The sequence below is a fragment of the Pseudomonas sp. BS3782 TE3695 genome (assembly GCF_050435305.1).
Lineage (GTDB): Bacteria > Pseudomonadota > Gammaproteobacteria > Pseudomonadales > Pseudomonadaceae > Aquipseudomonas.
This window is the reverse complement of the sequence record NZ_JBNDKB010000001.1, coordinates 5,318,005-5,330,279: the sequence shown is the minus strand read 5'-3', so window position 1 is coordinate 5,330,279 and position 12,275 is coordinate 5,318,005. Positions and strand designations below refer to the sequence as shown.

Sequence of the window (12,275 nt, the reverse complement as noted above, 5' to 3'; positions counted from 1 at the left end):
CCGGTCATGGCCTCGAGCCGCGCAGCACGTCTGGCGCCTGTGGTGGAAATGGCTGAAAAGGCCGAAAAGACCGCTGTCCTGCGCCTGGGACACTTTCAGGGCCAGGTTCGCCTGGCGGAAAGCAAACTCGCCGACCTGGAAAACTTCCGCCTCGAATACCAGGAACAATGGATCGTACGCGGCAGTAGCGGCGTGTCGGGCCAATGGTTGCTGGGTTATCAGGGTTTTCTCGCGCAATTGGGCACGGCCATCGACCAGCAGCGTCAGAGCCTGAACTGGCACCAAAATAACCTGAACAAATCCCGGGAAGCCTGGCAGCAGGCGTTTGCCCGGGTCGAAGGCTTGCGCAAACTGGTTCAGCGCTACAGGGATGAAGCGCGGCAACTGGAAGACAAGCGCGAGCAGAAACTGCTCGATGAGCTGTCCCAGCGGTTGCCGCGTCAGGATCCGTATTGAGTGTCGGTTTTAAAGGATCGCAGCCTTCGGCAGCTCCTACAGGATAGGGTTTACATGCGGCCAATGTAGGAGCTGCCGAAGGCTGCGATCTTTTGATTCTGATTTCCTGCCTTGCTCCAGCCCCCATCAGGTGCTAAACCTTGTACACGTACGTTCGTTCGCCAATGACAAGGAAGCCGTGAAATGTCAGTCGTTACAGAAGTATCTCAAGATGGGAAAAAGCTGACGATTTCGATCGAGGGACGATTCGATTTCGGTCGGCATCAGGAGTTTCGCGAGTCCTACGAAAAACTCAACAGTAAACCCGATTCCATTGTGGTGGACCTCAAGAAAGCCACTTATCTCGACAGCTCCGCGCTGGGCATGCTGCTCTTGCTGCGTGATCACGCCGGTGGCGACAACTCCGATATTCGCGTCGTCAACAGCAGTTCCGATGTGAAGAAAATCCTCGCCATCTCCAATTTCGACAAACTGTTCGACATCAGTTGACCGTCATGCAGTCGCTCGAACCGCTGACGATTCTGATCGCCGAAGACAGCGCGGCCGATCGCATGTTGCTGTCGACGATCGTCCGGCGTCAGGGCCATGAAGTGCTGACGGCCGCCAACGGCGCCGAGGCGGTCGAAGTATTTCGCTCGCAAGGACCGCATCTGGTACTGATGGACGCCATGATGCCGGTCATGGACGGTTTCGAGGCTGCACGCCAGATCAAGGCGCTGGCTGGCGAAACCCTGGTGCCGATCATCTTTTTGACGTCGCTGACCGAAAGCGAAGCGCTGGCCCGTTGTCTGGAGGCCGGAGGCGACGATTTTCTGGCAAAACCTTATAACCAAGTGATCCTCGCGGCCAAAATCAAGGCCATGGATCGCTTGCGACGTTTGCAAGCCACGGTGCTGGAGCAGCGTGACCTGATCGCCAGGCACCACGATTACCTGCTCAACGAACAACGGGTGGCCAAAGCGGTGTTCGACAAGGTCGCCCACTCCGGTTGCCTGAATGCCCCGAACATCCGTTACCTGCAATCGCCCTATGCGCTATTCAACGGCGATCTGTTGCTGGCCGCGTTCACCCCGGCTGGCGACATGCATGTGCTGCTCGGTGATTTTACCGGCCATGGTTTGCCGGCCGCTGTCGGTGCCATGCCGTTGGCCGAAGTCTTCTATGGCATGACGGCCAAGGGTTACGGTTTGTCCGAAACCCTGCGCGAGATGAACGCCAAGCTCAAACGTATTCTGCCGGTGGACATGTTCTGCTGTGCGGCGCTGCTGTGCCTGAGCTTTCAGCGAGGGTCGGTGGAGGTCTGGAACGGCGGAATGCCGGACGGTTACCTGCACAGTATCGCCAGTGGCGAGCGCACGGCGCTGACGGCACGGCACTTGCCGCTGGGCGTACTGAGCCCGCAAACCTTCGATGATCGCACCGAGGTGTTCCCGATGGCCGTCGGCGATCGGGTGTTTCTGCTGTCCGATGGGGTGATCGATACCTGTGATGCCAATGAACAGTTGTTTGGCGTAGAGCGGCTGGAGCAAGTGTTTGCAGCCAATCGCCAGCCCGATGCACTGTTCGAAGAGATCGAGCAGGCACTGCGGGATTTTCGTGGCGAGGCTCGTGATGACGTGAGCATGGTCGAGGTCCGTCTGCTGGAGGCCACGCAACTGAGCCCACCGACGCCAGTGTATTCCGACAGCGGCCAGTCGTGCCCGCTGGACTGGTCGGTGAGTTTCGAGTTCCGCGCCGCCACCCTCAAGCGCTTCAATCCACTGCCGTACTTGTTGCAGTTGCTGCTTGAGGTGCATGGTCTGCGGGCTCAGAGCGGCGCGCTCTACAGTGTGCTGGCAGAGCTTTATTCCAATGCCCTGGAGCATGGCGTGCTGGGCCTGGATTCGAGTTTGAAACGCGATGCGGCAGGTTTTGCGCGTTATTATCAGCAGCGCAATGCACGCCTGGACGAGTTACGCGATGGCTATGTGCGGGTGCATTTGCAGGTGACGCCAAAAGACGAGGGCGGTTGCCTGGTGGTCCGGGTCGAGGACAGTGGCAAAGGCTTCGATGTGGCGCGGGTCATGGCGCGTCCCGTCGATGATGTCCGTCTGTCAGGCCGAGGGGTCAATTTGATTCGTCAGTTGAGCGATCATGCGACCTGGTCTGATAATGGTCGCAGTGCTCGCGTGGAGTTTTTCTGGGAGGCTCTGGCATAATGCCAGGCGTTCTTGATCAAGGAGTGAACAAGTGGACAACACACATCTGGACCGTGACGTGCTGAGCGCGTTGCAGGAAGTGATGGAGGACGGGTATCCAGAATTGCTCGATACCTTTCTCGCCGATTCCGAAGAGCGTTTGAGTCTGCTGCGGCAAGTTGACGATGCCGATCAGTTAGGTGCCACTGCGCACAGTTTCAAAGGCAGCAGCAGCAATATGGGCGCTACCCGGCTGGCTGAGCTATGCAATGAACTGGAGCAGCGAGCCAAGCAAAAAAGCCTTGAAGGCATTGAAGCGCTGGTCGGGGAAATTGACGGCGAGTTCGCCATTGTCCGGCCCCTCTACGAAGCGGAGCGCCAGCGCTCTCTTGCTGAATAGAGCAACTATCCAGCTGCTACGGATCGCATGCAGCATAGCCGACCGGCGCTTTTACCGACCAGTGAATCAAACTGGCTCGACCCTTGCAGTTAACTTGCTCAACTGTACCTACGATCCCAGTGCAGCGGAGACCGTTTTATGCCCGTTACCCCAAACATCCTTCTTCAGGTCGCCACGACGGCCAAGGCCCAAGCCGCGTCCGCCAATGCACCGGTGCTGACCGCTGAGCCTGGGGACAAGGCCTCCAGCTTCGCTCAGGTCTATGCCAATCAGGCGCAGACTAAACCCTCCGTCATGGCAGATGGTTCGGCTAAACCCGCACGCGATAAAGTCTCGGACAGCGTCGGCAAAAAGGATGTGAGCAGCGACAAGTCTGCCGCTCCAGAACCGACGGTTGCCGATAGCGGCAAATCCTTGCCCGCCGATAAACCGGCGCAGGCTGACGACAAGACGGCCAGCGATGACGCATCGGATACGGCCGAGGCGTTGACGCCGGTGGCCGATACCGCGCCTGTCGATCCGGCCCTCGATCCTGCGTTGGTGGTGCAGCCGGTGTTGCCAGCTCCTGTGCCGGAAACGCCAACAGTTGTGGCCACTGCGCAATCACAAGTTGAGGCACCTGTCGCCGCCGTGGTTGCTGCGGCAGCGGCACAGACGGTTGCAACCCTCGATCCGGATTTCGATCCCGAAGCCGATCCTCTCGATGCGCTGCCAGCCGTACGCATGGCCATGGAGCAGGGCGGGCACGTTTCGCCCGCCAGCCAGATTCAGCCCAAAGCGGCACCGACCCCGGCTCAAGTCGATGGCGAGCCAACTTCGGCACAGAATTTTGCCACGGGCATGGCAGGCATGCTCGATGTGCAAGCCGATCAGGACAGCACCAGCCAGGGCGGCGAGAAGGCTTTCAGCGGCCTGATCGATGACGGCCTCAAGGATCTCAAGTCCGCCAGCAGCGATACCCGTGTCGATGATTTCGCCAACCGTCTGGCGGCACTGACCCAGGCGGCAACGCCGAAGACTGCCAATGCGTTACCGGTGAACCAGCCCATCGTCATGCATCAGAGCGGCTGGACCGAAGAGGTGGTCAATCGGGTCATGTACCTGTCCAGCGCCAATCTCAAGGCGGCCGACATTCAGTTGCAACCGGCCGAGCTGGGGCGCCTGGATATTCGGGTGAACATGGTGCCGGATCAGCAGACCCAGGTGACCTTCATGAGTGCCCACCCAAGCGTTCGTGAAGCGCTCGACGGGCAAATGCATCGCCTGCGTGACATGTTCGCGCAACAGGGCATGGGCCAGGTCGACGTCAACGTTTCCGATCAGCCCCGTGGCTGGCAGGGGCAGGGTCAGGAGCAGGCTCAACAGGGGCAGGGCGGGCGTGCCAACGCCAATGGCGGTCGCCTCGAGTCTGCCGATGAAGAGCTTCCCGCAACTGTTGCTGAAATAGCCGCTAACACCACCAGCGTGATTGGCTCCAGCGCGGTCGACTACTACGCCTGATAAATCAGGGCGCCTCTCAAAGATCGCAGCCTTCGGCAGCTCCTACAGGATGTACACCATCCAACCGTAGGAGCTGCCGCAGGCTGCGATCTTTTGATTTTGGATGCTGCCCGCCGCCATCCATTTTGCCTCCGACACTTCTGGCATAACACTTGCTCTTGCCTTGCCGTGCGACTGTGAAAACCCGAATAGTGACGGATTATTGGCATGGCTAAGAGCGACGCAGCACCCGTGAAAGACCCCGCAACCAAAGGCAAAATCAAGCTGATCATTGTGATCGTCGTGGCCCTGTTGCTGGCGATCGGCTTGTCCGTGGGGGCGACCTGGTTCTTCATGCACAGCGCCCAGAGCAAGCCTGCCCCCGCGGCTGAAACGGCGGTGATCGGCAAGCAGCCAGCGATCTTCGAGCCCATGGCACCGGCGTTCGTGGCCAACTACAACCAGAACGGTCGCCAGCGCTACATGCAGGTGAGCATTACCCTGCAGGGCCGCAATCAGGCTGATCTGGAAGCGCTCAAAATCCACATGCCGGTAATTCGCAATAACCTGGTGATGCTGTTTTCCGGTCAGGATTTCGCCACGCTGGCGACTCCGGTCGGCCAGGAAATGTTGCGTCAGAAGGCCACGGCCAGCGTCCAGGAAGTGGCGCAGAAAGAGCTTGGCAAAGTGGTGATCGAACAGTTGCTTTTCACTAATTTCGTACTGCAGTAGGAACACGACATGGCCGTGCAGGACCTGCTGTCCCAGGATGAGATCGATGCGCTGCTGCATGGCGTCGACGATGGTCTGGTACAGACCGATAACGCTGCCGAACCCGGCAGTGTCAAAAGCTACGACCTGACCAGCCAGGATCGCATCGTCCGTGGACGCATGCCGACCCTGGAAATGATCAACGAGCGTTTCGCCCGCTACACCCGCATCAGCATGTTCAACATGCTGCGCCGCTCGGCGGACGTCGCCGTCGGTGGCGTGCAGGTGATGAAGTTCGGCGAATACGTGCACTCGCTGTACGTGCCGACCAGCCTCAACCTGGTCAAGATCAAGCCGCTGCGCGGCACTGCGCTGTTCATCCTTGACGCCAAACTGGTGTTCAAACTGGTGGACAACTTCTTCGGCGGCGATGGCCGTCACGCGAAGATCGAAGGGCGTGAATTCACCCCCACCGAACTGCGTGTGGTGCGCATGGTGCTGGAACAGGCCTTCGTCGATTTGAAGGAAGCCTGGCAAGCGATCATGGAAGTGAACTTCGAGTACATCAACTCGGAAGTGAACCCGGCCATGGCCAACATCGTCGGCCCGAGCGAAGCGGTTGTGGTGTCGACGTTCCACATCGAACTCGATGGCGGTGGCGGCGACCTGCACGTGACCATGCCGTACTCGATGATCGAGCCGGTGCGCGAAATGCTCGACGCCGGCTTCCAGTCGGACCTCGATGATCAGGACGAACGCTGGGTCAACGCCTTGCGCCAGGACGTGCTGGACGTCGATGTACCAATCGGTGCCACCGTGGCCCGCCGTCAGCTGCGCCTTCGCGACATTCTGCACATGCAGCCCGGGGACATTATTCCGGTCGAGATGCCGGAAGAAATGATCATGCGCGCCAATGGCGTACCGGCCTTCAAGGTCAAGATGGGCTCGCACAAAGGCAACCTCGCGTTGCAGGTGATCGAGCCGATCGAGCGCCGCTGACCGGCGCTCCAACTCCCCTTTAATTGACTGCTCTTGAGTGAGCAGGTGCCCGCCGAGGACAAATGATGAACGACGATATGAATGCCCAGGACGACCAGGCACTGGCTGATGAGTGGGCTGCGGCCCTGGAAGAAACCGGTGACGCCGGGCAGGACGATATCGATGCCTTGCTGGCCGCCGACGCCGCCGGTTCGCCGTCCAACCGTCTGCCGATGGAAGAGTTCGGCAGCGTGCCGAGGAACAACGATCCGGTGACGCTGGACGGTCCGAACCTGGACGTGATCCTCGATATTCCGGTGTCGATTTCCATGGAAGTGGGCAGCACCGATATCAATATCCGCAACCTGCTGCAGCTCAACCAGGGGTCGGTGATCGAGCTTGATCGCCTGGCCGGTGAGCCACTGGACGTGCTGGTCAACGGCACGCTCATCGCCCACGGTGAAGTGGTGGTGGTCAACGAAAAGTTCGGTATTCGCCTGACCGACGTGATCAGCCCAAGCGAACGCATCAAGAAGCTGCGCTGAGTGAAAAAGGTTCCGGGTTTTGTACTGGGGTTAGCGCTGGCCTTGCCGTTTAGCGCGTTGGCGGCCGAGCCGGTCACGACGGCTGCATCAGCAGCCGCCACGCCGGCCGTCAGCGGTGGTGTGGCCGGGCAATTGACGCAATTGGTATTCGGCTTGGTGCTGGTGCTGGGGTTGATCTTCTTCCTCGCCTGGCTGCTGCGCCGGGTCCAGCAGGCCGGGCCGGCTGGCAAGGGGCAGGTGATCGAGTTGATCGGTTCGCGCGCACTGGGTCCCCGTGACCGTTTGATGCTGGTGCAGGTCGGCAACGAACAGATTCTGCTTGGCCTCAGCCCCGGCAACATCACCGCGTTGCATGTGCTCAAGGAGCCGGTGCAAGTGCCGGACAATGCCGAGAAAGCCACGCCGGAATTTGCCCAGCATCTGCTGAAAATGCTCGGCAAGGATCAGAAGGATAAGAAGTAATGGGTGCGTTACGCATCGTCTTGACGCTGGCCCTGATGCTGGCCGCGCCGTTGGCGTTCGCTGCCGAGCCGTTGTCGATCCCGGCAATCACCTTGGGCACTAACGCCGAAGGCGCTCAGGAATATTCGGTCAGCCTGCAAATCCTGCTGATCATGACTGCGCTGAGTTTCATCCCGGCGTTCGTCATGCTGATGACCAGTTTCACCCGGATCATCATCGTGTTCTCGATTCTGCGACAGGCCCTGGGTTTGCAGCAGACACCGTCGAACCAGATCCTCACCGGCATGGCGCTGTTCCTCACCATGTTCATCATGGCGCCGGTGTTCGATCGGGTGAATCAGGATGCCTTGCAGCCGTATCTGGCAGAGAAACTCACCGCTCAGGATGCCGTGACCAAGGCCCAGGTGCCGATCAAGGACTTCATGCTGGCCCAGACTCGCAGCAGCGATCTGGAACTGTTCATGCGCTTGTCCAAGCGCACCGACATCGCTTCGCCTGATCAGGCACCGCTGACGATTCTGGTGCCGGCGTTCGTGACCTCTGAACTGAAAACCGCGTTCCAGATCGGCTTCATGATCTTCATCCCGTTCCTGATCATCGATCTTGTGGTGGCTAGCGTGTTGATGGCGATGGGGATGATGATGCTTTCGCCACTGATCATTTCCCTGCCGTTCAAAATCATGTTGTTCGTGCTGGTGGATGGCTGGGCGTTGATCATCGGGACCTTGGCCAGCAGCTTTGGCGGCGTTTCACCATGACGCCGGAAGTGGCCGTAGACATCTTTCGCGAAGCGCTGTGGCTGACCACCCTGATGGTCGCCGTGCTGGTGATTCCCAGCTTGCTGGTGGGCTTGCTGGTGGCGATGTTCCAGGCCGCCACCCAGATCAACGAACAGACCCTGAGCTTCCTGCCGCGCCTGCTGGTGATGCTGGTGACGCTGATCGTTGCCGGCCCGTGGCTGGTGCAGACTTTCATGGAATACATCCTGCAGCTGTACCACAGTATTCCTCAGGTCATCGGTTAAGCCATGTCGCTGCTTCAGCTGACCGATACCCAGATCAGCACCTGGGTGGCAACGTTCATGTTGCCGTTGTTTCGCATTGGTTCGCTGCTGATGGTCATGCCGATTTTCGGCACGACGCTGGTGCCCATTCGCGTGCGCCTGTATTTCGCCCTGGCAATCACCTTGGTGATCGCGCCCGGCCTGCCGCCGATGCCGCCGGTCAATGCACTGGACCTGAGTGCGCTGTTGTTGATTGCCGAGCAGATCATCATTGGTGCGGTATTGGGATTCTCCTTGCAGCTGTTCTTCCAGGCGTTCGTGGTCGCCGGACAAATTGTCGCGATCCAGATGGGCATGGGCTTCGCCTCGATGGTCGACCCTACCAACGGTGTGTCGGTGGCGGTGATCGGGCAGTTTTTCACCATGCTGGTGACCCTGCTGTTCCTGTCAATGAACGGCCATCTGGTGGTGTTCGAAGTGCTCACCGAAAGCTTCACCACGCTGCCGGTCGGCGGCGGCTTGATGGTCCATCATTTCTGGGAATTGGCCGGCAAACTCGGCTGGGTGCTCGGTGCGGCGCTGTTACTGGTGTTGCCGGCGATCACGGCGTTGCTGGTGGTCAACATTGCGTTTGGCGTGATGACCCGTGCGGCGCCGCAGTTGAACATCTTCTCGATCGGCTTTCCGCTGACGCTGGTGCTCGGGCTGTTCATTGTCTGGGTCGGCCTGGCGGACATTCTCAATCAGTATCAACCGCTGGCCGCCGAGGCTTTGCAGTTGTTACGCGAACTGGCACGGGCGCGCTGAGTCATGGCTGAGAGCGAAAGCGGTCAGGACAAAACAGAAGACCCCACGGAGAAACGCAAAAAGGACTCCCGTGAGAAGGGCGAGATTGCTCGCTCCAAGGAACTCAACACCTTGGCGGTCATGCTCGCCGGTGCCGGTGCATTGCTGATTTTTGGCGGCGCATTGGCGCAGGACATGATGGAGCTGATGCGCATGAACTTCTCGCTCTCGCGGGAAGTGATTCTGGATCAGCGCTCCATGGGCACTTATCTGCTGCATTCGGGGCAGATTGCCCTGGTTGCGATTCAGCCGGTGATGATCACCATGCTGCTGGCGGCGCTGATCGGCCCGATCTCCCTGGGCGGCTGGCTATTCGCGGCCGGCTCCATGGCACCCAAGTTCAGTCGCATGAATCCGGGGGCGGGCCTGAAACGGATGTTCTCGGCCAAGGCCCTGGTGGAGTTGCTCAAGGCTCTGGCGAAGTTCTTTATCGTGTTATTCGTGGCGTTGGCGGTCTTGTCGGCGGACATCGACGATCTGCTGCGCATCGCCCACGAGCCATTGGACATGGCAATCATTCACAGCCTGCAATTGGTCGGCTGGAGCACCTTGTGGATGGCTTGCGGGCTGATCATCATCGCTGCGGTCGACGTGCCGGTGCAGCTCTGGGAAAGCCACAAGAAGCTGCTGATGACCAAGCAGGAAGTGCGCGATGAGCACAAGGATCAGGAAGGTAAACCAGAGGTCAAGCAGCGCATTCGCCAGTTGCAGCGCGAGATGTCGCAGCGGCGGATGATGGCGGCCATTCCCGAGGCCGATGTGGTCATCACCAACCCGACTCACTACGCCGTGGCGCTCAAATACGACCCGGACAAGGGCAGCGCACCTGTGCTGCTGGCCAAGGGCACGGATTTCCTCGCCCTGAAAATTCGCGAAATCGCCACGGCGAACGAGATTCTGCTACTGGAGTCCCCGGCGCTGGCGCGGTCGATCTACTACTCCACGGAGCTGGAGCAAGAGATTCCGGGCGGGCTTTACCTCGTCGTTGCCCAGGTACTGGCTTACGTCTATCAGATCCGCCAATTCCGCGCGGGCAAGGGCAAGCGACCGGATCCGCTCAAGGATGACTTGCCCATTCCGCCGGATTTGCGCCGGGATTCCTGACAGTCCAAGCCAGCCAGCACACACACACAAAACCTGTGCGAGCCTGCTCGCGAAGAGACCATCACAGCCAATAGAGGTGTCGAGTGGCATGGGGAAGACAGTTGCTTGCACATGAATTGTGCCTGACTTGAATCCTTAACTAGCCATGCGGATCGATGTTTTCCAGTGCGCGATTCACCGCCAATTCGCCAAGCATGATCGTCTGCGAAATCGCCAGTATCGTATTGCTCTGAGAACCTTTCAGATAGCCAGCAAGGTCATCGGCCACGACCCTGGCCAGCCAGCGATTCGCAGGCATGCGCCAACAGGTTTCGGTATCGATACGGGGCGCAATGACGAACATCGTGCTGGGTTTTCACGCGGTGGCGTTTATACGGGCGGTCAGGTTGATGTACTCATTGAGGCCGCGGTCGGCGGCTTCGTGGAGTTTTTGCGGATCGATTGGGGTGTCTGGGGAACGTTTTCGGTTTCCGGCGGGTTGGGCGTTACTTTGAACAAAGATGGAGCGCCAGATCAGAAAAAAGGAGCCATCACTTTCGCTACCAAACGAAAGGGGTGGTGGCCATACGCGGGTTGGTAGGCCGGTGACTTGGAAAACCGACACGCCCGAAGACGCCCTGCGCATGGTCACCATAAAGACACAGACCGCAAGGCCTGCTTCAGGTGTGCTACGCACGAAGTCTACCGGGCTACCAAACCCGATCACTGTTTTTCAGAGACTGGGAAACGATAGAGCCCGGCCCTCAAGCGCACAAGCCGGCGGACTCTGGCGCAGTCGTAGGCGAGAAGAATTGCCGATTCGCCGGATTTGCGATGAGAATCTTGAGTCCTGGCAATGGGCATGTGGAAACATATCGCTATAGCGGTGCCAAGGGATATGGTTTTATCTGGAAGAGAATTGTCAAAACGGCGACTCTGAATTTCTCGGAAAAACCAATTTATCCATTCTATTTGGATCGAAATTTCGGATCCTAATGGCGCTAACGACGTGTTCTCTAAAAACAAGTTGAATGGGACGTTCGTTTTCAAATACAGGTCGATGCAGTGTTGCTGTATAGTCAATTCCAGGTCTCATGCTTGTGAAGTTTTTGGCGTATACACTAAAGATTTTTTCTCCGCCTAACATGCCTCCCACATCAAAAGCATATGTCATCGCTAGCTTAAGATCGGGTGTCGTATAAAAGCCTTTGCCGATGTGATCGATGCCCTTGCCTAGAAATGACGGATTGATGCCTCCCCACGTTAAACTTCTTACGTGTCTTTTTGCCGAGCCGTGATACCCAACAAATTCATACTGATCATCCGGAGAAATTCGACCAGGGTCGGATAGTCGTCTTGTCGCGGATTTATATTCGTGCGTGCGTTGAAGTGAGAGCCGTTTCAAGCCATTATCAGCACTAATCGCTCCAGCTGTTGGAGTGATATCAGTTGTCAGCAAAGTGCTAGGTGATGATTGTTTTTTTGGGAATAGGTACAGAAAGGGGTTAAATATTTTCCACCTAATGTGCCCTGTGGGGTCCTGATGATTGATCGAATCTCCACCGCAATAGCTATAGCAGTGCAATCCGCCTTCTCTAAAAGGGCTCTTATGATCTGGACTATTAAATCGCATCAATACCGGATTAAACGCCCGATACCCATTCCCCAATAAATAGTGTCCGGTCACCGGATCCGGCCGTTCGCCATTAAACCCAAGTAGGCTGAGCAGTCCATTTGCAATGGGGCGGTGGCCATAGGGCGAATAAGCGATGGGCTGCGGTGGATGATTGACCTTGACTGTCTGCAACACTGAGCGTTGCTGGTCCGTGGCCAGCAGGGTGCTTTCAGTCGCATCCCCCTCGTTTCGTTGTTGCGCCAGCAACAGATCGCCATGCTGGACGATCGAGTAGTGCGTCGCGCCCTGTATCTCGGTGGCCAACTTGCTTTTGCAGTAAAAACGTTGGCGCTCGGACGTGTCTGAGGGGATGTGGCCAATCAGGCGGTCGAGCGGGTCGTAGCGGTAATGGCAAAGAACGGTTTTGCCTTTTGCTGTCATGACGGGTTGCTCCGAAAGGCGGAAGAGGGGGAAGCCCAGTATCGATGGCTGTGCGAGGGTTGGGTACTAGCAGAACTGA

General features: G+C 58.2%; 16 protein-coding genes. 13 read left to right on the top strand and 3 right to left on the bottom strand.

Annotated features, from left to right (window positions below; translation table 11 throughout):
- Window positions 1-6 precede the first annotated feature (6 nt).
- From fliJ to flhB, 13 genes are all read left to right on the top strand, one after another.
- Window positions 7-456, top strand: a complete 450-nt coding sequence (fliJ, locus tag ABH909_RS24045; RefSeq protein ID WP_063342911.1) for a flagellar export protein FliJ — start codon at window positions 7-9, stop codon at window positions 454-456.
- 183 nt (window positions 457-639) lie between these two features.
- Window positions 640-945: an STAS domain-containing protein gene (locus ABH909_RS24040; protein WP_192345713.1), complete on the top strand. Its 306-nt coding sequence runs from the start codon at window positions 640-642 to the stop codon at window positions 943-945.
- A 5-nt stretch (window positions 946-950) separates the two neighbouring features.
- Window positions 951-2,654 carry an ATP-binding SpoIIE family protein phosphatase gene (locus ABH909_RS24035; RefSeq protein ID WP_429437857.1) on the top strand — a complete coding sequence of 568 codons (1,704 nt, stop codon included), beginning with the start codon at window positions 951-953 and terminating at the stop codon, window positions 2,652-2,654.
- Window positions 2,655-2,685: 31 nt separating this feature from the next.
- A complete protein-coding gene (locus ABH909_RS24030; protein WP_429437854.1) occupies window positions 2,686-3,033 on the top strand; it encodes an Hpt domain-containing protein in 348 nt (115 codons plus the stop codon).
- A 138-nt stretch (window positions 3,034-3,171) separates the two neighbouring features.
- On the top strand, window positions 3,172-4,533 hold the full coding sequence (locus tag ABH909_RS24025; RefSeq protein ID WP_429437851.1) for a flagellar hook-length control protein FliK: 1,362 nt from the start codon (window positions 3,172-3,174) through the stop codon (window positions 4,531-4,533).
- Window positions 4,534-4,740: 207 nt separating this feature from the next.
- Window positions 4,741-5,244, top strand: coding sequence for a flagellar basal body-associated protein FliL (gene fliL / locus ABH909_RS24020; RefSeq protein ID WP_429437849.1), 504 nt, complete (start codon window positions 4,741-4,743; stop codon window positions 5,242-5,244).
- A gap of 9 nt (window positions 5,245-5,253) precedes the next feature.
- Window positions 5,254-6,222 carry a flagellar motor switch protein FliM gene (fliM, locus tag ABH909_RS24015; protein WP_429437846.1) on the top strand — a complete coding sequence of 323 codons (969 nt, stop codon included), beginning with the start codon at window positions 5,254-5,256 and terminating at the stop codon, window positions 6,220-6,222.
- Between the two features lie 65 nt (window positions 6,223-6,287).
- Window positions 6,288-6,746 (top strand): flagellar motor switch protein FliN, encoded by a 459-nt coding sequence (gene fliN, locus ABH909_RS24010; RefSeq protein WP_008072631.1) that lies wholly within the window; start codon window positions 6,288-6,290, stop codon window positions 6,744-6,746.
- Window positions 6,747-7,208: a flagellar biosynthetic protein FliO gene (fliO, locus tag ABH909_RS24005; protein ID WP_429437844.1), complete on the top strand. Its 462-nt coding sequence runs from the start codon at window positions 6,747-6,749 to the stop codon at window positions 7,206-7,208.
- Window positions 7,208-7,966, top strand: a complete 759-nt coding sequence (fliP, locus tag ABH909_RS24000; protein ID WP_429437841.1) for a flagellar type III secretion system pore protein FliP — start codon at window positions 7,208-7,210, stop codon at window positions 7,964-7,966. The genes fliO and fliP overlap by 1 nt, the downstream gene beginning before the upstream one ends.
- Complete coding sequence (gene fliQ / locus ABH909_RS23995; RefSeq protein ID WP_063342917.1) at window positions 7,963-8,232, top strand: flagellar biosynthesis protein FliQ; 270 nt, start codon at window positions 7,963-7,965, stop codon at window positions 8,230-8,232. The genes fliP and fliQ overlap by 4 nt, the downstream gene beginning before the upstream one ends.
- 3 nt (window positions 8,233-8,235) lie before the next feature.
- Window positions 8,236-9,018 carry a flagellar biosynthetic protein FliR gene (gene fliR / locus ABH909_RS23990; RefSeq protein WP_429437838.1) on the top strand — a complete coding sequence of 261 codons (783 nt, stop codon included), beginning with the start codon at window positions 8,236-8,238 and terminating at the stop codon, window positions 9,016-9,018.
- Window positions 9,019-9,021: 3 nt separating this feature from the next.
- Complete coding sequence (gene flhB, locus ABH909_RS23985; protein WP_429437835.1) at window positions 9,022-10,161, top strand: flagellar biosynthesis protein FlhB; 1,140 nt, start codon at window positions 9,022-9,024, stop codon at window positions 10,159-10,161.
- A 139-nt stretch (window positions 10,162-10,300) separates the two neighbouring features.
- Here flhB and ABH909_RS23980 read toward each other — a convergent pair whose 3' ends face one another.
- The 3 genes from ABH909_RS23980 to ABH909_RS23970 all read right to left on the bottom strand — a co-directional run bounded on the left by ABH909_RS23980 (window position 10,301) and on the right by ABH909_RS23970 (window position 12,196).
- Window positions 10,301-10,459 (bottom strand): DUF6124 family protein, encoded by a 159-nt coding sequence (locus ABH909_RS23980; RefSeq protein ID WP_429437833.1) that lies wholly within the window; start codon window positions 10,457-10,459, stop codon window positions 10,301-10,303.
- Between the two features lie 57 nt (window positions 10,460-10,516).
- Window positions 10,517-10,837, bottom strand: coding sequence for a hypothetical protein (locus tag ABH909_RS23975; protein WP_429437831.1), 321 nt, complete (start codon window positions 10,835-10,837; stop codon window positions 10,517-10,519).
- Window positions 10,838-11,062: 225 nt separating this feature from the next.
- The gene (locus ABH909_RS23970) at window positions 11,063-12,196 is read right to left on the bottom strand and encodes an RHS repeat-associated core domain-containing protein (protein WP_429437829.1); all 1,134 of its coding nucleotides are present in this window, start codon (window positions 12,194-12,196) and stop codon (window positions 11,063-11,065) included.
- Between the last annotated feature and the right edge of the window lie 79 nt (window positions 12,197-12,275).

Bases quoted from the DNA above. Each gene is read 5' to 3' on its own strand.
- fliJ (WP_063342911.1), top strand. From the start codon at position 7: ATGGCCTCGAGCCGCGCAGCACGTCTGGCGCCTGTGGTGGAAATGGCT.
- ABH909_RS24040 (WP_192345713.1), top strand. From the start codon at position 640: ATGTCAGTCGTTACAGAAGTATCTCAAGATGGGAAAAAGCTGACGATT.
- ABH909_RS24035 (WP_429437857.1), top strand. From the start codon at position 951: ATGCAGTCGCTCGAACCGCTGACGATTCTGATCGCCGAAGACAGCGCG.
- ABH909_RS24025 (WP_429437851.1), top strand. From the start codon at position 3,172: ATGCCCGTTACCCCAAACATCCTTCTTCAGGTCGCCACGACGGCCAAG.
- fliL (WP_429437849.1), top strand. From the start codon at position 4,741: ATGGCTAAGAGCGACGCAGCACCCGTGAAAGACCCCGCAACCAAAGGC.
- fliM (WP_429437846.1), top strand. From the start codon at position 5,254: ATGGCCGTGCAGGACCTGCTGTCCCAGGATGAGATCGATGCGCTGCTG.
- fliN (WP_008072631.1), top strand. From the start codon at position 6,288: ATGAACGACGATATGAATGCCCAGGACGACCAGGCACTGGCTGATGAG.
- fliP (WP_429437841.1), top strand. From the start codon at position 7,208: ATGGGTGCGTTACGCATCGTCTTGACGCTGGCCCTGATGCTGGCCGCG.
- fliQ (WP_063342917.1), top strand. From the start codon at position 7,963: ATGACGCCGGAAGTGGCCGTAGACATCTTTCGCGAAGCGCTGTGGCTG.
- fliR (WP_429437838.1), top strand. From the start codon at position 8,236: ATGTCGCTGCTTCAGCTGACCGATACCCAGATCAGCACCTGGGTGGCA.
- flhB (WP_429437835.1), top strand. From the start codon at position 9,022: ATGGCTGAGAGCGAAAGCGGTCAGGACAAAACAGAAGACCCCACGGAG.
- ABH909_RS23980 (WP_429437833.1), bottom strand. From the start codon at position 10,459: ATGCCTGCGAATCGCTGGCTGGCCAGGGTCGTGGCCGATGACCTTGCT.
- ABH909_RS23970 (WP_429437829.1), bottom strand. From the start codon at position 12,196: ATGACAGCAAAAGGCAAAACCGTTCTTTGCCATTACCGCTACGACCCG.